Source organism: Stenotrophomonas sp. 59, from assembly GCF_030291095.1.
In the GTDB taxonomy this organism is placed as follows: domain Bacteria; phylum Pseudomonadota; class Gammaproteobacteria; order Xanthomonadales; family Xanthomonadaceae; genus Stenotrophomonas; species Stenotrophomonas maltophilia_Q.
Genome location: NZ_CP127408.1, coordinates 981,224 through 1,002,291, shown reverse-complemented (window position 1 = coordinate 1,002,291; position 21,068 = coordinate 981,224). Strand labels below are relative to the sequence as shown.

Here is a 21,068-nt window from a genome sequence, read left to right as displayed (position 1 = left end):
ACCCGGCCTCGATAAACCCTCAGGTGCTGGATAGCTTCATCAAAACCAGGCCAGAAACGATAAGTACCGCCGCACCGATCCGCATCGGGCTGACCTGCTCGCCCAGGAACACGATGCCGACCACGAACGCGCCGACCGCGCCGATGCCGGTCCAGATCGTGTAGGCGGTGCCCAGCGGCAGGCTGCGCATGGCCACGGCCAGCAGCCAGAAGCTGGCGATCATGCCAACGATCGTGACCACGGTGGGGGTGAGCTTGGTGAAGCCTTCGGACTGCTTCATGGACACGGCCCAGACGATTTCCAGCAGGCCGGCGAACAACAGATAGATCCAGGCCATGACGGCCCTCCTCTTGGTAGGGCCAGGGCGTCCTGGTCATTGATTCCCGATGTGGGGGAGGTCGTTCCTCCAGGCCGGCATTCTAGCAACGGGGGCTGGCCCGGGCCGCCGTGGGCGGGAACGGGTTACAGCAGATTCAGCGCGTGAAGCTGGCGTCGATGCACCTGCCTGCGCTAGACTACGCGTCTGCCATCGGCCAGCCGATGCGCAGTCCGGCTGTGGTCTCTGGCGCATCGCGCGCTGCTTCCCCTGATCCGTGAACTGGCCGCCCACCGGGCGGCCAACGTCTCTATGGTGGCCCCGTCGGCCCCTCGCGACGCTAGGTCGAAAACCCCGCCAGGGCCGGAAGGCAGCAACGGTATCGATCGACGCGGGCGCCGAGGTCAGCCGGCGGGGCCACCGCCTTTTCTGCACTGGGGTCAGATCCCTTTGCATGGCAAAGGGATCTGACCCCGGCTTCACATGCTTCGCCCGGCAGGGCCCAGCGCTAGCGTGCCTGCGGCGTTCCCTGGTGGAACAGCACCCGCCAGCCCTGCGCATGCCGGCGCCACAGCGAACTGCGCAGCACCCAGCCCTGCGGCTGGCCATCAAGGTGATAGCGGCTGCGGTAACGCACCTGGGCCAGGTCCTGCGCCAGCAGCGAGACCGCGTACTGCTCCGATTCGATCTGCACCTGCGCGCGCTCCAGCGGAATCTCCGCCAACGCCGCTTCACGGCCGTAACAGCGGCCGGAACTGCCGATTTCGCTGAAATCCTCGTCCAGCAGTGCGGCGAGGCGCTCACGATCAGCCCGCACTGCAGGCGCATGCAGCGCGCGCTCCAGCATCTCTAGTTCGGCGGCCAGCGCCGCATCGGCGGGCCCGCCGGTTCCGCTCACGGCGGATCCTGTGCCAGCACGTTCGGTGCGGTCGGGAAAGCCAGCGGCACGCACTGCCCCGGTTGCGCCACACGGTGGCCGCGCGCGGCCAGCGCCGCACCGTCAGCCACGCTGGCGTAGTGGTAGAGCATCATCCGGGACTGCAGCTCGGCGCTGTACTCACGCTCCAGGTCGTCCACGCCGGTATGCGACGGGTTGCCGTGCAGGCCGCAGTCGTGGGCGATCAGCTCGTTGTCGTTGGCGAAGCGGGCCAGCATCTCCGGAATCGGCCGGGTGTCACCGCTCCAGGTCAGCGCGCCCTGCAGGCGCAGGCCGTAAGCCGTCTCCGGCCAGTGGTGGCGTACCGGGAATACTTCCAGGCGCACGCCCTCATGCCAGAACGCCTCGCCCACCACGATCAGCTGGAAGGCATCCCAGAAGTTGGCACCGCCCTCGGCCAGCACGTTCGGGTAGTCGCCGATGCGCTTGTGCAGCAGCGGCACCACCGTGGCCGGCACGTACAGGCGCACCTTGCCGCGGCGCTGCGTGCTGAAGAAGGTATCCACGAACAGCCGCTCGAAGCCGGCGACATGGTCCAGGTGCACATGGGTGACGAACAGCGCCTGCGGCATGTGCCCGTAGTGGGCCTTGAACGCGGTCAGGCCTTCGCCGCCACAATCGATGGTCAGCCACGGCCGGCCATCGCGCTCGATCACCGACATCGGCGAACCCAGCTCGACCGCCGACGCATTGCCGACGCCGAGGAAACGCAACGACCAGTCCATCAGGTGCCCCGGTTCCAGGCCATGTCATAGGCGCGGCGCAGACGCGCGTAGTCCTTCTGCACGTCTTCCACGCTGCGCTCGCCACGCAGCTTGATCAGCGAACGCAGCAGGCGCTTGAGGTTGCGTTCGCGCCAGGCCGTGGCCGGAATGCGGATCACCCCGCGGTCGAAGTCGATCAGCCAGCCATGGCCGTTGCCATCGAACAGGATGTTTTGCGCGTTGAGGTCGGCATGGTCCAGGCCGGCACGGTGGAAGCGGGCGATCAACCGCCCGGTCTCCTCCCACGGGGCGCCGCGGCCGGCAACCAATGCGCGGTCGGCCAGCGAGCGCACGCCCTCGATCCGCTCCATCAGGATCGCGGCGCGGTAACGCAGGCCCTCGCGCATGTAGTACGCGGCGATCGGCCGGGGCACCGGCAGCTTCTTCTCGCGCAGGGCGCGCATCAGGCGGAATTCGGCAAAGCTCCGGGTCCGGTCCGACCCGCGCCAGAGGTACTGGTCATGGCTGATCTTCGCTGCCAGACCGCCGCGCAGGTAGTGGCGCAGCACGCTGGCGCCGAACGGCGCATCGATGAACCAGGCGCTGCCGCGACCGCCCTCGCCGACCGGCCGGGCCTTGCTGCCCCAGTGCTGGGGCGAGAACAGGCCAACCTCGGCTTGCCGCAGCCGCTCGCGGTCGAACAGAATGGCCCCGATGCCGCGACCCTCGCGGCATGGCGTCAGCGCTTCATTGGCGTCGAATGCGACCATTTCATTGAGTCTAACAACACATGGCATCAGCGTCCTCCTCCTTGTGCCTCCTGCGCCTGTCCGCACTCGGCGACGTCACCCACGTGGTGCCCCTGGTGCGCACCCTGCAGGCTGCGCGTCCGGACACGCCGATCCACTGGATCATCGACAAGGTCGGCCACAAACTGCTCGACGGCCTGCCCGGCGTCACCTTCCACGCCTACGACAAGAAGAGCGGCATGGCAGGGGTCAAGGAGCTGCGCAAACAGCTGCCACCGGGGCGTTTTGAAGCGCTGCTGCAGATGCAGGTGGCGTTCCGCGCCAACCTGCTGTCGGCCTTCATTCCCGCCGAGCGCCGCATCGGCTACGACCGCAGCCGCTCCAAGGACCTGCACGGGCTCTTCATCAACGAGCGCATCCCCGACCGCCCCGGCATCCATGTGCTGGACGCCATCGGCAGCTTCTGCGAGCCGCTGGGCCTGCGCCAGACCGAGGTCAGCTGGGATCTGGCCGTGCCGCAATCCGCGTACGAGTGGGCTGCGGCGCAGTGGCAGGACGATGGCCGCCCGGTGCTGATGATCTCGCCCTGTTCCAGCCACGTGCGCCGCAACTGGTACGCCGACCGCTACGCCGCCGTGGCCAACCATGCCGTCCAGCGCGGCTGGCAGGTGGTGCTGTGCGGCGGCCGCAGTGAACTGGAGCGCAGCATGGCCGATGCCATCCAGGCGCAGCTGCAGACTCCCGCACTGGACCTGGTCGGCAAGGACACGCTCAAGCAGCTGCCGGCCCTGCTGGCCCGCGCCAACCTGGTGATGACCCCGGACTCGGGCCCGATGCACATCGCCAACGCGATGGGTGCCAAGGTGCTGGGCCTGCATGCGGCCAGCAACCCGAACCGCAGCGGCCCGTACTCGGACCGCCGCTACTGCGTGGACCGCTACGACGATGCCGCGCGCAAGTACCTGGCCAAGCAGGCCGCCGATCTGAAATGGGGCACCAAGATCGAGTTCGACGACGTGATGGAACTGATCACCGTTGAAGACGGCATCGCCGCATTCGAACGTTACGTGGCGGACCACCTCACCTGAGTCGATGGATCATCGGTAGCGCCGGGCCACGCCCGGCGGGTCCACCTCACCCGCGCTGCACGTAATCCTGGTAGGACTTCTCTTCCACGTACGCCGAGCCCAGCGCCAGGTTGATCGCCTTCTTGATGCGCGCACGCTCATCGTTGCGCAGGTAGACGCTGCGCGCCAGGTCGACGAAGCCCTGGTCGAACGCCTGCGCCTTTTCCTTCAGCCGGATGTCGTCCTCGATGTCCCACAGCTGCTCGTTGACCGCCTTCAGCTCGGCACGCAGCTTGGCGATGTCCTTCACCGCCGCCGGGTGCGCCATCCACGTCTGCTCCAGTGCCGACAGCTCCCTGCGCACATTGGCCAGCTTGCCCTCGTCGCTGATGCGCTCGGACTTGATCTGCAGGATCGAGATCTTGTCCAGCAGCTCGCCGAAGGACACGGGGACGAGGATTTCAGCGCTCATGGGGGGAAGGCTCCAGCAAGTGATGCGCACATGGTAACCCGCGCGGCGCGAATGCTCCGCCCCGGCGCCTGCATGGACGCCCGAGCACGATGACTGGGGGAGAAACCCCTGCAGCTGCGTTAGCGGTCTGGAGAGGCGCCTGCCGCCCTCCACTCCTTTCCGTGGAATTCCGCATGCATCGATACCCCACCCTCCCCGCCCGCCGCGCCACCGTCCTCGGCAGCGCCCTTGTTGCAGCACTGCTCGGCATCGCTGCCGCGCCGCAGGCCCATGCCAGTGCCTTCCATGTGAATGGAGACACGCTCTACTACACCGGCAACGTGCTGGCGACCGATCCGCAGACGCTGGAGGCCTACATCCTGGCCGCGCAGGCCCGTGGTACGCCGCTGCGCCAGGTGGTGTTCCGCAACTCGCCGGGCGGGGCCGCCTCCGGTGGCGTGGGCATGGGCGCCATCATCCGCCAGCATGGGCTGGACACCGTACTGGACGGCGGCTGCTACTCGGCCTGCGCCGACGCCTTCGTGGCCGGCGTCAAGCGCAAGGTGACGCAGTTCGGCCTGCTGCCGGCGCACGGCAACTACACGCAGACGGTACTGGGCATCCATGGCGAATCCGGCCCGAACGGCCCTACCCCGTACCCGGGGCAGGACAAGTACATCAAGTACTACAAGGACATGTTCGGCCCGACCGACTTCGCGGTGATCGAAGCGCGCATCATCCAGGCGCACTATGAACTGACCCAGCAGTCGGGCTTCCTGCGCTACTTCGACCCGAACGTGGCGGCCGTGGCCACGCGCTTCTGCCCGACCCGCGACCAGAGCGCGGCAGGCAACTGCACCGCATATCCCGGCGTGACCTTCTACAGTGATCGCGTCGTTACCGAAGCCGGTTACGTCCAGCCCGGCGACGTGCTCACCATCGACAAGGAAGTGAGCGGAGACCTCAATCCGAACCTGGCCGTGCGCGGCCGTTACACCAATGCACTGGCCAACCTGCGCTACTTCCAGCAATCGGCCCCGGACATCCGGCTGGACGACGCCTTCGGCGTGATCCGCATCGGCAAGGGCGGCGTCTGGTCGCTGGATTCCGCCTCAGCCGCGCAGTATGTAGTGGCCGATGGTGGCACGCTGCGCCTGCAGCAGAATGGCTGGATCCACCACGCCGAAGCCATCGGCGCCCGCAATGGCGGACGCATCGAACTGCAGCAGGGCGCACTGCGCAGCCTGACCGTGATCGAACGCGGCGGCGTGCTGACCGGCAACGGCTCATTGAACGCCACGATCGACATCAACGACGGCGGCACGCTCGCACCGTCCGGCATCGTCATGCGCCCCTACTCGCTGGAAGCACTCGCACCCGGTGGCGACGACGTGTTCACCAGCGAGCGCTTCCGGATCGGCAAGGGCCGCTACATCAACCTCAAGGACGGCGCGAACCTGGCCTTCCAGGTCGACAGCCAGCGCACCGCGCCGGCACTCACGCTGGAAGAAGCCCGCTACTTCCTGGTCGATGAAGACCCGCAGGCGGGTGACTACAACCTGTTCGGCAACATCAACCGCGCCGTGCTGAGCATTGCCCCCAGCGCCAGGCTGACACTGGACGTCAAGCAGGCGTTCTTCCCGGCCGGGCAGCAGAACCACCTGGTGGGGACCCAGGTGGATGCCAGCGCCCTGCAGCTGCCCGTCGCCCCCTGCGGCCCGTCGAACGGTGAGTACGCTGGCCTGTGGTGCCGCACCGCTACGCCCGACACCCTGACCCGCGCAGCGCCGGTGTCGGACTTCATCGAAGGGCGCTTCCAGTACGTCGAGCGTAGTGGCGAAGCCGGCAGCGCGGTCGACCTCACCGCGCCCGGCGCAGTGTTCCGCCCCCGCCACAATTCGCTGCTCAGCTTCGCGGTCAACCAGACCGGCAGCGGCATCTGGCTGACCGCCAATCCCTCCTTCGACGACACCCGGCTGTTCGGCAATGCGCAATCCGGCGACGGACTGGGCATTGCGCTGCAGCAGGCGGCCGCACAACGCACGCCGTCGATGAGCGGACTGCTCGGCGCCCTGCAGTTTGCTGACCGCGATGACATCGCGCGCCAGGCGGGATCGCTGCGCGGTGACGCGCATGCCAGCCTGCGCCTGGCAGACAACGCATTGATCGGCAGCATCGGCAATGTCGTGCAGCAGCATCAGGCCGCTTCGCGCAGCGGTGGCGATGCCGATGGCCTGGCGGCACAGGCCGCGCAGGCGGCCTCGGCGCAATCGGCGATGACCGGCAATCGCCTGTTCAACCAGCTGGCAATGCATCTGGTCGCACCGGCAGATGCGGGCAGTGATGCGGGCGACGCCGGACGCAACCGCAGCTTCTGGGCGCGGGGGTTCGGCAGCCACGGCCGGATCGACGCTGACGGTGGCGTCGCCGGCCTGAGCCACACCATCGGCGGCATCGCGCTTGGTGCCGATACCCGCCTGGCAGACGACCGTGTGACTCTGGGCGTGAGCCTTGCCGCGGCCGACATGTCGACCCGGTCCAGCGAAGGTGCAGGATTCAGCGGTGATGTCCGCGCGCTGGATATCGGCGGCTACGTGGACGCGCTCTATTCGCGCGGCTACCTGTCCGCCGCCGTCCGCTACACCGATCTTCGTCACGACACCCGTCGCAGCATCGAGGGCATTGAAGGCCTGCAGGGACCGCTACGTGCGAAGTACAGCAACGACGCGATTTCCGCACGCGTGGAGCATGCGTTCTCGTTCACCACCGGCAACGGCGTGGTGATCCAGCCGCTGTTGCCGGTGATCGACTACGCGCGCACCTCGGCCACGCGCTTCAACGAAGGCCAGCAGGCCGCTGCCCTGGTCGGCCGCAGCGGCAGCCTGGAGAGCATCCGCGTCGGTGCCGGCCTGCAGTTGTTCAAGACCTTCGACGGCAACAACGGCGAGCGCATCACCCCGCGTGCCCGCGTGGTCTGGCAGAAGGAGCTGGGCGATACCCAGGCCCGCTACAGCAACGGCTTCGCCGCCGCCCCGGACCTGCTGTTCAGTGCCAGCAGCCAGACCGTCGGCGAGCAGGTGCTGGCCTGGAACCTCGGCATCACCAGCCGCGCCAGCAAGCGCCTGTCGGTGATGGTCGACTACGTGGGCGAACGTCGCGACGGCCAGACCCAGAACGGCATCCAGCTGGGCCTGGGCTATACGTTCTGAGCACACGCCATTCGCACAGGGCATGGATCCCCAACCTGTGCGAATGGCCTCCCCTCGCACGCCATGCGTGGATCCATCGCGTGCTTGGATGGCCTTCACTCCCACACCACGCGAATGCGGGCGACGCGCACAACGCGCGTCGCGTCCCGCGCCAGATAAAGAAAAAGGGCTTCCTTTCGGCAGCCCTCTACTGTTCCTGCAGAGACAAGGAACTCATCAATGCAGCATCCACCCGGCACGGAACCATCTGGAGCAACAAGCCCCTCTGTTGAGGGGCTGCCCCGGCAGGGGCGGGGAGAGGCAGGCAAAGGGAGGGGCCCACGCGTTGCTGCGCAACGTGTGGGGCGAGGCGCGAACGCGCGTCGCGTCCCGCGCCAGATAAAAGAAAAAGGGCTGCCGAAAGGCAGCCCTTTTTCTTTTATCTGGCGGAGAGGGGGGATTGTCGGGTGCATCCATGCACCCGACCCTTCCGCGCTACGCGCTCCAGGGCCAGCCTACGGCTGTCCGGTTCTGCTCCTGCAGAACCGTCGAACCCCGTCGGGGGTTCTCATCCCCCCGCATCAGAGGTGTCGATCACTACAACAACCGCCTGCATCTCCCGAACGTTGGCCAAGAAAAAAGCCGCCCAGTGGGCGGCTTTCTTCTTTATCTGGCGGAGAGGGGGGGATTCGAACCCCCGAGGCGCTATAAACGCCTGCCTGATTTCGAGTCAGGTACATTCAACCACTCTGCCACCTCTCCGGGTGGTCCCCGGCGGACCGGGGACGCGCATCATACGAGGAAGTGAGGCCGACGACAAGTGATTCCGGCCAACGAAGTGAAAATTTCCTGGGCGCATGCCTTGCCGGATGCCTGCGGCCACCCGATGATGCCTGTCTCCCCCGGCAATACCCCGCCCTGCCCACCATGATCGAATTCGGACACCTCACCCACCCCGGCATGCGCCGCGAGCTCAACGAGGACACCTACTACGGTGACAGCGAGCTGGCCCTGTGGCTGGTGGCGGACGGCATGGGCGGGCATGCCTGCGGCGAAGTGGCCAGTGCACTGGCGCGCGAAACCATCGTGCGCGAGATCCGCCGCGGCGCACCGCTGGCACAGGCCATCCGCACTGCCGACGAAGAGATCATCCGTGCCTCGCGCCGGCGCAACGACACGTTGCCGATGGGTACCACCGTGGTCGCCGCGCGTGTGCAGGGCAACCGCTATGAAGTGGCCTGGGTCGGCGACAGCCGCGCCTACCTGTGGCGCGACGGCCAGCTGGCGCAGCTCAGCCAGGACCACAGCGTGGTGCAGGAACTGGTCGCACAGGGCAACCTGACCGCCGAGCAGGCCCGCGCGCATCCGCACCGCAACGTGGTCACCCAGGCACTGGGCGTGACTGATCCGGCCCACCTGAACGTGGCTACGACCAGCGGTGAGCTGCGCCCGGGCATGCAGCTGCTGCTGTGCAGTGACGGTCTCACCGAGGAAGTGGATGACCGCGGCATCGCCCGCACCCTGGCATTCGAAGATGCCAGCGCGCAGGAATGCGTGGATACGCTGGTCGCCGCCGCACTCGACGGCGGTGGCCGCGACAACATCAGCGTGATCCTGGTGCGCTGCCACTGAGCCTCGCGCATGAGCCGAGCATGGCTCGGCTCTACAGCAGATCCACGCCATGCGTGGATGATCAGGCGCTGGCGGGCTCTTCCACCTTCGGGCCATCCCACAGTGCGTGGCCGGCCTTCTTGCGCAGTCGCTCCAGGCGCGCGGTGTGCGCTTCCAGTTCCGACGGCGTAGCCACCACGCGCGGGCGCGGCAGCAGCTTGCTGGTATCGAAAGCCTGCAACGCCGCGCCGGCGCCGCCACCATCTTCATCGCCCAGGCCGAAGCCGATCTCTTCCTGGCCCGATGTCAGCGCGATATAGACATCGCCCAGGATCTGCGCATCGAGCAGGCCGCCGTGCAGCGCACGGTGCGAATTGTCCACGCCCAGCCGCTTGCACAGCGCATCCAGCGAGTTGCGCTGGCCTGGGAAGCGCTCGCGCGCCATCGCCAGGGTATCGATCACCGTACAGCGGTCGGCGATCTTTCCGTACTGCGGCCCCAGCAGCGACAACTCGTTGTCGAGGAAGCCCAGATCGAACGCCGCGTTGTGGATGATCAGCTCGGCGCCATCGATGAACGCCAGGAACTCATCGGCAATCTGCGCGAATTCAGGCTTGTCATCGAGGAACTCCAGGGTCAGGCCGGTGACTTCCTGCGCGCCCTGTTCGAACTCGCAGTCCGGCTTGATGTACTGGTGGTAGTTGTTGCCGGTCGGGCGGCGCTTGAACAGCTCCACGCAGCCGATTTCGACGATGCGGTTGCCCTTCTTCCACTCCAGGCCGGTGGTTTCGGTATCGAGGATGATCTGACGCATGGGCTCAGTTTACCGGGCTGGAGTCGCGGACCTGGATCGCCGCGTTGCGGGCCAGGGTATCCACCCGCTCATTGTCCGGGTCGCCGGAGTGCCCCTTCACCCAGCGCCAGTCGATCTGGTGCCGCAGCGTGGCCGCGTGCAGGCGCTCCCACAGCTCGCGGTTCTTCACCGGATCACCGCCGGCAGTCTTCCAGTTCTTGCGGATCCAGCCGGGCATCCACTGGGTCAGGCCCTGCCGCACGTACTGCGAGTCGGTGTAGAGCACGATGTTGCACGGCTCGGTCAGCGTCTCCAGCCCGGAAATGGCCGCCATCAGCTCCATCCGGTTGTTGGTGGTGTGCGCCTCACCGCCACTGAGCTCGCGCTCGTGGCCCTTGTAGCGCAGCAACGCGGCCCAGCCGCCGGGGCCGGGATTGCCGAGGCAGGATCCGTCGGTGTGGATTTCGATGGTTTTCAATACAGCTCCAGAATCAGGTAGCAACGGTGCCGTGCCAGCGCACCGGCAACGGTTTCGGCCCGGGCAGGGCCAGCGTGCGTTTTTCCGCATGGAACAGGCAGGCCGCGCGCAATGGCGCCCAGCCCCCCGCACGACGGCTGCCGGCACCGCGCCAGAGCGGGCCGAGGTAGCGCATATCGTCGCACTCCAGGCCATGGCGGCCGAGCAGCAGGCGGATCCGCTGTGGCGTACGCACCACCAGCCCATGCTGCCGCCAGTGCGTGCGGTACGGGCTGAACGGGTTGAGGCTGCTCAGCCACAAATGCCCGCCCGGCATCAGTACGCGCTCGCACTCGTCGAGCAGCTGGTCGGCATCGCCTGTGGTGACATGCTGCAGCACGATCGCATTGACGCTCTCGTTGGCCAGGGGCAAGGGCAGCCCGCAGCGGGTATCGCCGTCATAGCCCGGCCACTGCCGGTACAGGCGCAGGCCGCGCCCACCCAGCTGCGCATCCTCCAGCCAGGCCGCACTCGGTGCGATCCACAACCAGGGTTGCGCGGGCAGCACCGACAGCTGCGGAAGCAGCAACTGCCGTTCCAGAACGCGCAGGGCCGCCGCCGGCTCACTGTCGAACCACGGGGTCTGGCTCGCTTGACGGGTGCTCTGCAGCGCGGGCATGGTCCAATTCTATGCGACTGACTGCCCTGCCCGCATTTGCGGATAACTACATCTGGACGCTGATCGACGACGATGGTGCCGCCGTGGTCGTTGACCCCGGCGACGCCGCGCCGGTGCTCGCGCTGGCCGATCAGGGCCTGCGCGTGGATACGATCCTGCTCACCCACCACCACGACGACCACATCGGTGGCGTGCCTGCCCTGAAAGCGCGTTTTCCCGATGCGCGGGTGATCGCGCCGGTCGAAGAGCGCATTCCCACGGCGACCGAGCGGGTCGGCGAAGGTGAACGCGTTCAGGCACTGGGCCGGACGTTCCACGTACTATCCGTGCCCGGGCATACCCGCAGCCACATCGCGTTTCACACTGCTGAACATCTTTTCAGTGGAGATTCGTTGTTCAGCCTGGGCTGTGGACGTCTGTTCGAAGGTACGCCGTCCCAGCTGCTGGCATCGATGCGCAAGCTGGGTACCTTGCCCGCGCAACTGCTGCTTTGTTGCGCCCACGAGTACACCGTGTCAAATGCCGTCTTCGCGCGGCATGTCGACCCCGCCAACGCTGCCCTGTGGCAGCGCCAAGAGGAGGCTTTGGCCATGCGCCGCGATGACCGTTCCACCCTGCCGGTAACCCTGGCCAACGAATTCGACTGCAATCCCTTCCTGCGTGTGCACGCGGCGCCGATCCGTGCGTCGGTGTCGGCACACCTGGGCCGTGACGTCGTTGACGACGTCGACGTGATGGCCGGTCTCCGGCACTGGAAAGACGGCTTCCGCGCATGATGCGCCGAAGTCTGCCGCTGGCCCTGGGCCTTGCCCTGGGGCTGGCCGGAACCGCGGGCGCACAGTCGCTGGGCGCCGGCATCAGCCAGAACCTGACCGCTGCCGCGGCCCTGCCGCTGGACCCGTCCGCGCTGCCAGCGGCCTCGGTGCGCAACGGCCAGGAGATCTTCACCAGCTTCCGCGACGGCCTGGCCGAACCCAGCTGCGACGCCGAGGCCACCAGCCCGCGCTGGCAGAAGCAGTTCGCCCACGCCCCCTCGCGCCTGGCCAACCAGGATGACGATGCGCTGGTGCTGTTCGGCTACGTGGTCGAAGAGCTGCGCAAGGCCGACCTGCCCACCGAGTTCGCGCTGATTCCCTTCGTGGAAAGCGGCTACCGGCCCAATGCCCGCAACGGCAGCGGCCCGACCGGCCTGTGGCAGTTCATCGCCACCACCGCGCGCAACCACCGCGTGCCGATGGCCAACGGCTATGACGGCCGCCTGTCGGCGGTCGATTCCACCCAGGCCGCAGTGCGCTACCTGAAGACCCTGCACGGCATGTTCGGCGGCGACTGGCGCCTGGCCACCATGGCCTACAACGCCGGCGAGTACCGCGTGCTGCAGTCCATGCGCAAGGCTGGCATGAACGCGCAGAACGCCAAGCCTTCGGCGCTGCCCGGCCTGTCGCCGGTCACCCATGCCTACGTCGAGAAGCTGCATGCCCTGGCGTGCGTGCTGGAAGACGTGGAAGACCAGCCCGGCGTGATGGCCTCACTGGACCGCACCGTGCCGGTGCTGAAGGACCACACCCTGCCTGCGGGCACCAGCGTGCAGCAGTGGGCCGCACAGCGCGCCCTGGACCCAGCCAGGATCGCCCGCCTCAACCCGGCCCTGGCCTCCGGTGGCCGCCCCTCGGGCACCACCCGCGTGCTGGCACCGGTCTCGGCCGCAAATGCGACGGTAACGGAGGCAGCGACCACGCTGGTCGCCAGCGCCGCACCGGTGGCGGCCGCTGTACCCGCGCCGCAGGCCACCAGGACCGTCGCCGCGATCGCCGACCGCCCGCGCAGCCGCCGCCACACCGTGCGTGATGGCGAGTCGGCCTGGACCATCGCCCGCCGCTACGGCATGCCGGTGAAGGCCCTGCTGTCGCTGAACGGCCTGAGCGGCAGCAGTGTGCTGAAGCCTGGCGCGGTACTGCGCGTGGAAGACTGACGGACAGGCCAAGCGCCCGCCCCATGTAGAGCCGAGCCCATGCTCGGCTTTTTCTTGCCTGCGACTTCTCGGCGTTCATGGCAAGCCGAGCGTGGGCTCGGCTCTACAACTCAATCTCCAGCAACGCTCCAACAAAGAAAGGCCCGGCATTGCCGGGCCTTTCTCGTCCTGCCCGCCGCGAGGCTTACAGGTTCGCTTCGGTGGTCTGGATCACGAACTTCTTGCGCATCGCCTCGACGTAGGCCTTGGCCGCAGCCATGCCATCGATCTGGCTCAGCTGGTCCTTCAGCTGCTTCTGCTGCTCGGCGGTCACTTCCTTCACGTCGCCCGGGTTCACCTTGTTCACCGCGAACAGCAGAGCGTGGCCGTTGACGTCGACCTTGCCGTAGCTCGGCTTGCCATCGGCCGGCACCGGCGCACTGAAGATCGCGCGGTTGATTTCCGGGGTCGGCACCGGCTGGCTGCGCGGCAGGCCCGGCATCGGGCTCAGCTGCAGCTTCTCGCTGGCCGCCAGCGACTGCAGGGTGGCGCCCGCCTTCAGCTTGGCCAGCACGGCATCGGCCGCCTTGTCGCTGGCCTGGCGCTGACGGTCGGCACGGATCGCGGCGATCACCTGCTCGCGGGCCTTGTCCAGCGGCATGGCCTGTTCCGGGGTGTGCGCGGCCACGCGGATGACCACACTGTGGTTGGTCGCGCCGCCCAGAGCGATCGGGTCGCTGGCGGTCCCGTCCTGCACCAGCACGTCGGAGAACGCGGCACGCAGCACGGCCGGGTCAGCGGCGATGCCACTGGCGGTGGCACGGGTGATCGGGCCCAGGGTCTGCAGCGGCAGGTTCACTTCCTTGGCCGCAGCAGCCAGATCGCTCGGGCTCTTGTTGATGGCGTCGACCAGACGGCCGGCCAGTTCGTTGAAGCCGCGCTCGCCGTCGGCCTTCAGCTGCTCGGCAGCCAGCGTGTCACGCACTTCCTCGAAGGACTTGCCCTGGCCACCACGGACCGCGGCAACCTTGATGATGTGATAGCCGAACTCGGTCTTGACCGGACCAATCACGTCACCGGCCTTGGCGGCGAACAGCGCATCTTCAAACGGCTTGACCATCGCGCCGCGTTCGACCCAACCCAGGTCACCACCCTGCCCCTTCGAACCCGGGTCTTCCGAGTTGGCCTTGGCCAGTGCAGCGAAGTCGGCGCCGGCGGCCTTGGCTTCGGCGGCAATCTTGTTCGCCTTGGCTTCGGCACCGTCGCCGGTGATCAGGATATGCGAGGCCTGGCGCTGCTCCGGCGTGGTGAACTTCGCCTTCTCGTCTTCATAGCGCTTGCGCAGGGTGGCTTCGTCGGCTGCGGTCGGTGCCGGCAGGTTCGCGCCATTGATCTCGACGTACTCCAGCGAGACGCTCTCGGCCTGGCGGAAGTCCTTGCCATGGCTGTCATACCACTGCTTGATCTGCGCATCGGTCACCGGCGCGGTATCGGCCGGCACTTCCGGCAGCGCGGCCAGTTCGACGTCGCGGGTCTCGCCCAGCAGCTTCAGCAGGCGCTCGGTCTCGGACTGGGTAACGAAGCCCGAGTTCTGCAGGCCCGACGGAATCACCGACTGCTGCAGGCTCTCACGCACCAGTTCCTGGAACTGGGTCGGGGTACGCGGCGGATTGCCACCGGCCAGCGCCAGGCGGTAGTTGTTCTCGTTGAAATTGCCGTTCGAATCGAGGAAGGCCGGGATGGTGGCGATGTACTCGCGCACCGCGCCATCGCCGATCACGACACCGGCCTGCTCGCCGACCAGGCGCACGACCTGCTCGTCGATCAGCTGGTCGAGCACGGCCAGCTTGTTCTGGGTGCTCTCGAACGCGCGCGGGTCGAAGTTCTCGCCCTGCTGCTGGCGCTCACGCATGCGCTCCTGCTCGAAGCGGGTGCGGAAATCCTGCGCGCTGATCTCATGGTGCTGCCACAGCATGCGCACCGGCCACCACGACGGTGCCGAACGCCACCAGGTCGGGGGCGCGGAAACCTTGGCCACGTTCTGTGCGCCAACGCCACCCAGGTAGCTGTTGTCGATCACGAACAGGAACGGAATCATCAGCAGCCCCAGGATCACGGTGACGATCCAGCCTGAGGTCTTGTCGCGGAGTTTCTGCAGCATGGTGAGGAATCACAAGGCCTGATTGGCGAGCCCGGCAGTGTAACCCGCTTCGTCGCAGGGACCAAAAGCAGCACCGGCGTGGCCTGCGCACCGCTTCGCGACGGCACAAAGAAAAAGCCCCCGGCTTGCGCCGAGGGCTTTTAAAGTTGGCGGAGCGGACGGGACTCGAACCCGCGACCTCCGGCGTGACAGGCCAGCATTCTAACCAGCTGAACTACCGCTCCGCGCTGAAACTTTGCAGGCGCCCAGTATATCTGAAGACTCCCTGGAAACCCAGCCCGATGAACACTTTTTTCAAAGTTTTTTCACAGGGACTTAAGAATTCTGCAATGGCGGAGCGGACGGGACTCGAACCCGCGACCTCCGGCGTGACAGGCCAGCATTCTAACCAGCTGAACTACCGCTCCGTTCTTGCAAAAACCTTTTCGCCTTCTTCCCGAACCTTCCAGGGAGAAGACAAGGCCCCCGGCTTCAGGCCGGGGGCCTCGATGTAGTGGCGGAGCGGACGGGACTCGAACCCGCGACCTCCGGCGTGACAGGCCAGCATTCTAACCAGCTGAACTACCGCTCCGCATTGTTGCTTTTCTTGCTTTCCAACCAGCCTGGACCGGGAAGAAAACAAAGCCTCCAGCTTTTGGCCGGAGGCCTCGTTGAATGGCGGAGCGGACGGGACTCGAACCCGCGACCTCCGGCGTGACAGGCCAGCATTCTAACCAGCTGAACTACCGCTCCACACTCAAACTTTTACCGCGGTGCTGTGGTGGGTGCTGAGGGTTTCGAACCCCCGACCCTCTCCGTGTAAAGGAGACGCTCTACCGCTGAGCTAAGCACCCCAGCGAGCCGCTTAGTTTACAGCATCCTTCAGGGCCTTACCAGCCTTGAACGACGGATTCTTCGAAGCAGCGATCTTGATGGTGTCGCCGGTCTTCGGGTTGCGGCCGGTGCGTGCAGCACGGTCGCGGACCTGGAAGGTACCGAAGCCAACCAGGGTGACCGCATCGCCGTCCTTCAGCGCCTTGGTGACGGCAGCAACGACGGCATCGACAGCGCGGCTGGACTCGGCCTTGGTCAGGTCGGCAGCTTCAGCAACGGCATCGATCAATTCGGTCTTGTTCATTCTCTACAACTCCTTTGGCGGTGGGTTCCGCTTATTCGACAGGGAAGCAACCGCATGCCTTCTGCATGCGGCCGCCATGTGGAAACGGTTCGCCGATTCAGTCATCGCTGACAGCGATCACTCATTCGCGAGTGCTGCTTTTATACCAGTGGCCCTACCCCCACGCAAGCTGGAAAGCCAGCAACGACGCGGGTTTCGGGCCATTGGACAGCGCGCGTCAATGCTTGACGCGCGCGCTTCCACTCGGTTTGGCCTTGCTGCGCACCGTGACACGCTGCGCACTCTTGCGCGCCTTCTTCGGTGCCAACGGACGCTCCAGCGCCAGGTCCAGGACTTCTTCGATGTACTTCACCGGCACGATCTTCAGATCGCGGGTGACGTTGGCTGGAATGTCGGCCAGGTCCTTGCGGTTCTCTTCCGGGATGATCACCGTGCGGATGCCACCACGCAGTGCCGCCAGCAGCTTTTCCTTCAGGCCACCGATCGCGGTGACGCGACCACGCAGGGTGATCTCGCCGGTCATCGCCACATCGGCACGCACCGGCACCTTGGTCAGCATCGACACCAGCGAGGTCACCATCGCCGCGCCGGCACTCGGACCGTCCTTCGGCGTGGCACCATCGGGCACGTGCAGGTGCACGTCGTGCTTCTGCAGGAAGTCGCTGTCGATGCCGAAGCCGACCGCGCGCGAACGCACTACCGACAGTGCCGCCGACGCCGATTCCTTCATCACGTTGCCGAGCTGGCCGGTCAGGATCAGCTGGCCCTTGCCCGGCACCAGCGTCGATTCGATCTGCAGCAGATCGCCGCCGACCTCGGTCCAGGCCAGGCCGGTGACCAGGCCGATCTCGTTCTCTTCCTCGGCACGGCCGAAGTCGAAGCGACGCACGCCCAGGTACTTGTCCAGGTTCTTGCTGGACACGCTCACCAGCGCCTTCTTCTTCGCACCCTTCTTCGCCTTCGCCGCCGGCTGCGGGCCGGCCAGCGCGATCTCCTTCACCACCTTGCGGCAGATCTTGGCGATCTCGCGTTCCAGGTTGCGCACGCCCGATTCGCGCGTGTAGTAGCGCACGATGTCCTGGATGGCATCGCTGCCGATCTCCAGCTCTTCCGGCTGCAGGCCGTTGGCCTTGATCTGCTTGGGCACCAGGTAGCGGGTAGCGATGTTGAGCTTCTCATCCTCGGTGTAGCCGGGGATGCGGATCACTTCCATGCGGTCCAGCAGCGGGCCCGGAATGTTGAGCGAGTTCGAGGTGGCCACGAACATCACTTCGGACAGGTCCAGGTCCACTTCCAGGTAGTGGTCGTTGAACGCGTTGTTCTGCTCCGGATCGAGCACTTCCAGCAGCGCCGAAGACGGATCGCCACGGAAGTCCATCGACATCTTGTCGATCTCGTCGAGCACGAACAGCGGATTCTTGCTGCCGACCTTGTTGAGGTTCTGCACGATGCGGCCCGGCATCGAACCGACGTAGGTACGACGGTGGCCACGGATCTCGGCCTCGTCGCGCACGCCGCCCAGCGACATGCGCACGAACTTGCGGTTGGTGGCCTTGGCGATGGACTGGCCCAGCGAGGTCTTGCCCACGCCCGGCGGCCCGACCAGGCACAGGATCGGGCCCTTCATCTGCTTCACGCGCGACTGCACCGCCAGGTATTCAAGGATGCGTTCCTTGACCTTCTCCAGACCGTAGTGATCGGCGTCCAGGGTGTCCTGCGCGGCCTTCAGGTCCTTGCGCACCTTGCTGCGCTTCTTCCACGGCACGCCCAGCAACCACTCCAGGTAGTTGCGCACGACCGCCGCTTCGGCCGACATCGGCGACATCTGCTTGAGCTTGTTCAGTTCGTTGCGCGCCTTGGCTTCAACGGCCTTCGGCATGCCGGCTTCGGCGATCTTGCGGGCCAGCTCTTCCAGCTCGCCCGGTGCGTCGTCCAGGTCACCCAGTTCCTTCTGGATGGCCTTCATCTGTTCGTTGAGGTAGTACTCGCGCTGGCTCTTCTCCATCTGCGACTTCACGCGGCCGCGGATGCGCTTCTCCATCTGCTGCACATCGATCTCGCCGTCGACCAGGCCGACCAGCATCTCCAGGCGGTCGCCCACGGCCAGTGTTTCCAGCAGGCGCTGCTTGTCGGCCAGGCGCACGCTGATGTGCGCGGCGATGGTGTCGGCCAGGCGCGCCGGCTCATCGATGCCCGACAGCGTCTGCAGCAGTTCCGGCGGCAGCTTGCGGTTGGTCTTGACGTACTGCTCGAACAACGACATCAGCGAGCGTGCGATCGCCTCGACCTCGCGCGCTTCGCGCTCGTCGGTGGCGTCGATCTCCACGGCTTGGCCGTGCAACGAGCCGTTGCGTTCGTCGACGTGGGTGACCTGCACGCGCGACAGGCCTTCGACCAGCACCTTGATGGTGCCGTCGGGCAGCTTCAGCAGCTGCAGCACCTGCGCCAGCGTACCGACCTGGTAGAGGTCGGCCGCATGCGGGTCGTCGGTCTCGGCCGACTTCTGCGCCAGCAGCAGGATGCGCTTGTCCGATTCCATTGCCTGTTCGAGCGCGTGCATGGACTTGTCACGGCCGACGAACAGCGGGATGACCATGTGCGGGAACACCACTACGTCGCGCAGCGGCAGGACCGGCAGGTCGAGGGTTTCACTTGGGGAACGGGCCATGGGGGCTCCAGGGAAGGGGAAAACCGCCTCCGGGAGGGCATCTTCCGGAGACAAAAAAAGCCGATGGCCCCGTTATGGGGCCATCGGCTTTCAGATGCAAGGCATTCCTTGAAAATCCTTTCCAATCAACAACCTGGAAGGATCACTCGGCGCCTGCGGCCTTCTGTTCAGGGGCCGCCGGGGTCTGGTAGATCAGGTACGGCTCGGACTTGTGCTCGATCACCGACTCGTCCACCACCACCTTGCTGACGTTTTCCTGCGACGGCAGGTCGTACATGGTGTCCAGCAGGACCGATTCGACGATGGTGCGCAGGCCACGGGCACCGGTCTTGCGCTTGAGCGCCTTGCGGGCAATGGCCGACAACGCGTCCGGGCGGAACTCCAGCTCGACGTTCTCCATCTCGAACAGCTTCTTGAACTGCTTGGTGATGGCGTTCTTCGGCTCGGTCAGAATCTTGATCAGGGCCGGCTCGTCCAGCTCCTCCAGGGTCGCCACCACCGGCAGGCGGCCAACGAACTCGGGGATCAGGCCGAACTTGATCAGGTCTTCCGGCTCGACTTCGGCCAGCACCTTGCCCACTTCCTGCTTGCGCTCGCTGCTCTTCACCTTGGCGCCGAAGCCGATGCTGCCGACGTCGGTGGAACGGGCCTGGATCACCTTGTCCAGCCCGGCGAACGCGCCGCCGCAGATGAACAGGATGTTCTTGGTGTCCACCTGCAGGAATTCCTGCTGCGGATGCTTGCGGCCGCCCTGCGGCGGAACGCTGGCCACGGTGCCTTCGATCAGCTTCAGCAGGGCCTGCTGCACGCCTTCGCCGGACACATCGCGGGTGATCGACGGGTTCTCGCTCTTGCGCGAGATCTTGTCGATTTCATCGATGTAGACGATGCCCTGCTGCGCCTTCTCGACGTCGTAGTCGCACTTCTGCAGCAGCTTCTGGATGATGTTCTCCACATCCTCGCCCACATAACCGGCTTCGGTCAGCGTGGTGGCGTCGGCCATGGTGAACGGCACGTTGAGCAGGCGGGCCAGGGTCTCGGCCAGCAGGGTCTTGCCCGAACCGGTCGGGCCGACCAGCAGGATGTTCGACTTCGCCAGTTCGACGTCGTCGTTCTTCTGCCGGCTCTCGATGCGCTTGTAGTGGTTGTACACGGCCACGGCCAAGGTGCGCTTGGCGCGGTTCTGGCCGATCACGTACTGGTCGAGCACCTCGAGGATCTCGCGCGGCTTCGGCAGCGAACTGCGCGCCGACTGCGCCTTTTCCTCAAGCTCCTCGCGGATGATGTCGTTGCACAGCTCCACGCATTCATCACAGATGAACACGCTCGGACCCGCAATCAGCTTGCGCACTTCATGCTGGCTCTTGCCGCAGAAAGAGCAGTAGAGGATCTTGCCGGTGTCCGTGGAACGACCTTGGCGGTCTTCGCTCATGCTTCGCTTACCCAGTTACCCCACCCGCTGAACGGGGGTTCGATTCGAGAATAGCACAGGGCCGAGGGGACACCAGTCCCGCCCGACCCTGCAGGAACGGGGCCTCCATGGCCCCGTGAAGGCCGGTCAGCCGGCCTGGATCGACTCATCCGGACGACGCTCCAGGACCTGGTCGACCAGACCGTAGGCCTGCGCCTCGAAGGCGCTCTTGAAGTTGTCGCGCTCGGTGTCACGGGCGATCGTCTCCAGCGACTGGCCGGTGTGCTTGGCCAGCACCTCGTTCAGGCGCGAACGCAGGGTCAGGATCTCACGCGCGTGGATGTCGATGTCGGTGGCCTGGCCCTGGTAGCCGCCCAGCGGCTGGTGGATCATCACGCGCGAATTCGGCAGCGCATAGCGCTTGCCGGCTTCGCCCGCGGCCAGCAGCAGGGCGCCCATCGAGGCAGCCTGGCCGATGCAGGTGGTGCTCACATTCGGCTTGATGTACTGCATGGTGTCGTAGATCGCCATGCCGGCGGTGACCACGCCACCCGGCGAGTTGATGTAGATGTTGATGTCCTTTTCCGGGTTTTCCGATTCCAGGAACAGCAACTGCGCCACCACCACGTTGGCCATGTGATCGTCGATCGGGCCCACGAGGAAGATCAGGCGCTCCTTCAACAGGCGCGAATAGATGTCGTAGGCACGCTCGCCGCGGCTGGTCTGCTCGACCACCATCGGAACCAGGTTCAGGGCTTTGGTTCGGTTGTCCATTACGTGAGGTACCTATCTTGGGGGGCAACAACCC

The 21,068-nt window shown here is 66.1% G+C and carries 18 protein-coding genes, 6 tRNA genes and 1 other RNA gene; 6 read left to right on the top strand and 19 right to left on the bottom strand.

Annotated elements, in window-relative coordinates:
* Positions 1-19 precede the first annotated feature (19 nt).
* Positions 20-337 carry a quaternary ammonium compound efflux SMR transporter SugE gene (gene sugE, locus QP552_RS04515; protein WP_286075115.1) on the bottom strand — a complete coding sequence of 106 codons (318 nt, stop codon included), beginning with the start codon at positions 335-337 and terminating at the stop codon, positions 20-22.
* A 300-nt stretch (positions 338-637) separates the two neighbouring features.
* On the opposite strand from sugE, the gene ffs reads away from it, so the two are divergent.
* Positions 638-734, top strand: an RNA gene (gene ffs, locus QP552_RS04510) — signal recognition particle sRNA small type.
* Between the two features lie 90 nt (positions 735-824).
* On the opposite strand, the gene QP552_RS04505 is transcribed toward ffs, so the two are convergent.
* From QP552_RS04505 to QP552_RS04495, 3 genes are read right to left on the bottom strand one after another with little or no spacing between them, the layout of a single operon-like run.
* Positions 825-1,214: a nuclear transport factor 2 family protein gene (locus QP552_RS04505; protein WP_286075114.1), complete on the bottom strand. Its 390-nt coding sequence runs from the start codon at positions 1,212-1,214 to the stop codon at positions 825-827.
* The gene (locus QP552_RS04500) at positions 1,211-1,978 is read right to left on the bottom strand and encodes an MBL fold metallo-hydrolase (protein ID WP_099474415.1); all 768 of its coding nucleotides are present in this window, start codon (positions 1,976-1,978) and stop codon (positions 1,211-1,213) included. The genes QP552_RS04505 and QP552_RS04500 overlap by 4 nt, the downstream gene beginning before the upstream one ends.
* A complete protein-coding gene (locus tag QP552_RS04495; protein ID WP_286075113.1) occupies positions 1,978-2,727 on the bottom strand; it encodes a 3-deoxy-D-manno-octulosonic acid kinase in 750 nt (249 codons plus the stop codon). The genes QP552_RS04500 and QP552_RS04495 overlap by 1 nt, the downstream gene beginning before the upstream one ends.
* Positions 2,728-2,747: 20 nt before the next feature.
* Between QP552_RS04495 and QP552_RS04490 the strand changes: the two genes are divergently transcribed.
* Complete coding sequence (locus tag QP552_RS04490) at positions 2,748-3,794, top strand: glycosyltransferase family 9 protein (RefSeq protein ID WP_111174121.1); 1,047 nt, start codon at positions 2,748-2,750, stop codon at positions 3,792-3,794.
* Positions 3,795-3,840: 46 nt separating this feature from the next.
* Here the strand turns inward: QP552_RS04490 and QP552_RS04485 are convergent, their stop codons facing one another.
* Complete coding sequence (locus tag QP552_RS04485; RefSeq protein ID WP_286075112.1) at positions 3,841-4,245, bottom strand: DUF6165 family protein; 405 nt, start codon at positions 4,243-4,245, stop codon at positions 3,841-3,843.
* 173 nt (positions 4,246-4,418) lie between these two features.
* On the opposite strand from QP552_RS04485, the gene QP552_RS04480 reads away from it, so the two are divergent.
* Entirely contained in the window at positions 4,419-7,433 is a 3,015-nt protein-coding gene (locus QP552_RS04480) for an autotransporter domain-containing protein (RefSeq protein ID WP_286075111.1), read from the top strand.
* Positions 7,434-8,083: 650 nt separating this feature from the next.
* Here the strand turns inward: QP552_RS04480 and QP552_RS04475 are convergent.
* A tRNA-Ser gene (locus tag QP552_RS04475) sits at positions 8,084-8,174 on the bottom strand.
* Between the two features lie 165 nt (positions 8,175-8,339).
* Between QP552_RS04475 and QP552_RS04470 the strand changes: the two genes are divergently transcribed.
* The gene (locus tag QP552_RS04470) at positions 8,340-9,044 is read left to right on the top strand and encodes a PP2C family serine/threonine-protein phosphatase (RefSeq protein ID WP_005408277.1); all 705 of its coding nucleotides are present in this window, start codon (positions 8,340-8,342) and stop codon (positions 9,042-9,044) included.
* A gap of 61 nt (positions 9,045-9,105) precedes the next feature.
* Here QP552_RS04470 and dnaQ read toward each other — a convergent pair whose 3' ends face one another.
* The 3 genes from dnaQ to QP552_RS04455 are packed head-to-tail and all read right to left on the bottom strand — an operon-like array spanning position 9,106 to position 10,952.
* Positions 9,106-9,837, bottom strand: a complete 732-nt coding sequence (gene dnaQ, locus QP552_RS04465) for a DNA polymerase III subunit epsilon (RefSeq protein WP_060380022.1) — start codon at positions 9,835-9,837, stop codon at positions 9,106-9,108.
* 4 nt (positions 9,838-9,841) lie between these two features.
* Entirely contained in the window at positions 9,842-10,294 is a 453-nt protein-coding gene (rnhA, locus tag QP552_RS04460; protein WP_004154603.1) for a ribonuclease HI, read from the bottom strand.
* 13 nt (positions 10,295-10,307) lie between these two features.
* On the bottom strand, positions 10,308-10,952 hold the full coding sequence (locus QP552_RS04455) for a hypothetical protein (protein ID WP_286075108.1): 645 nt from the start codon (positions 10,950-10,952) through the stop codon (positions 10,308-10,310).
* 11 nt (positions 10,953-10,963) lie between these two features.
* Here QP552_RS04455 and gloB point away from each other — a divergent pair, with 11 nt between their 5' ends.
* Together gloB and QP552_RS04445 are read left to right on the top strand one after the other, a co-directional pair.
* On the top strand, positions 10,964-11,728 hold the full coding sequence (gene gloB, locus QP552_RS04450) for a hydroxyacylglutathione hydrolase (RefSeq protein ID WP_106550100.1): 765 nt from the start codon (positions 10,964-10,966) through the stop codon (positions 11,726-11,728).
* Positions 11,725-12,924: a lytic transglycosylase domain-containing protein gene (locus QP552_RS04445; protein WP_111113623.1), complete on the top strand. Its 1,200-nt coding sequence runs from the start codon at positions 11,725-11,727 to the stop codon at positions 12,922-12,924. The genes gloB and QP552_RS04445 overlap by 4 nt, the downstream gene beginning before the upstream one ends.
* A gap of 184 nt (positions 12,925-13,108) precedes the next feature.
* Here the strand turns inward: QP552_RS04445 and QP552_RS04440 are convergent, their stop codons facing one another.
* The 10 genes from QP552_RS04440 to clpP all read right to left on the bottom strand — a co-directional run bounded on the left by QP552_RS04440 (position 13,109) and on the right by clpP (position 21,034).
* Positions 13,109-15,064, bottom strand: a complete 1,956-nt coding sequence (locus QP552_RS04440; protein WP_286075106.1) for a peptidyl-prolyl cis-trans isomerase — start codon at positions 15,062-15,064, stop codon at positions 13,109-13,111.
* Positions 15,065-15,211: 147 nt separating this feature from the next.
* A tRNA-Asp gene (locus QP552_RS04435) sits at positions 15,212-15,288 on the bottom strand.
* A 106-nt stretch (positions 15,289-15,394) separates the two neighbouring features.
* Positions 15,395-15,471: transfer RNA gene (locus QP552_RS04430), tRNA-Asp, on the bottom strand.
* A gap of 87 nt (positions 15,472-15,558) precedes the next feature.
* A tRNA-Asp gene (locus tag QP552_RS04425) sits at positions 15,559-15,635 on the bottom strand.
* A gap of 84 nt (positions 15,636-15,719) precedes the next feature.
* Positions 15,720-15,796: transfer RNA gene (locus QP552_RS04420), tRNA-Asp, on the bottom strand.
* 26 nt (positions 15,797-15,822) lie between these two features.
* Positions 15,823-15,897, bottom strand: a tRNA-Val gene (locus QP552_RS04415).
* Positions 15,898-15,908: 11 nt separating this feature from the next.
* A complete protein-coding gene (locus QP552_RS04410) occupies positions 15,909-16,181 on the bottom strand; it encodes an HU family DNA-binding protein (protein WP_004146343.1) in 273 nt (90 codons plus the stop codon).
* Positions 16,182-16,398: 217 nt separating this feature from the next.
* Complete coding sequence (gene lon / locus QP552_RS04405; RefSeq protein WP_099485204.1) at positions 16,399-18,849, bottom strand: endopeptidase La; 2,451 nt, start codon at positions 18,847-18,849, stop codon at positions 16,399-16,401.
* A 142-nt stretch (positions 18,850-18,991) separates the two neighbouring features.
* Complete coding sequence (gene clpX / locus QP552_RS04400; RefSeq protein ID WP_004154600.1) at positions 18,992-20,281, bottom strand: ATP-dependent Clp protease ATP-binding subunit ClpX; 1,290 nt, start codon at positions 20,279-20,281, stop codon at positions 18,992-18,994.
* A 126-nt stretch (positions 20,282-20,407) separates the two neighbouring features.
* On the bottom strand, positions 20,408-21,034 hold the full coding sequence (gene clpP, locus QP552_RS04395; RefSeq protein WP_004146318.1) for an ATP-dependent Clp endopeptidase proteolytic subunit ClpP: 627 nt from the start codon (positions 21,032-21,034) through the stop codon (positions 20,408-20,410).
* Positions 21,035-21,068: the final 34 nt, after the last annotated feature.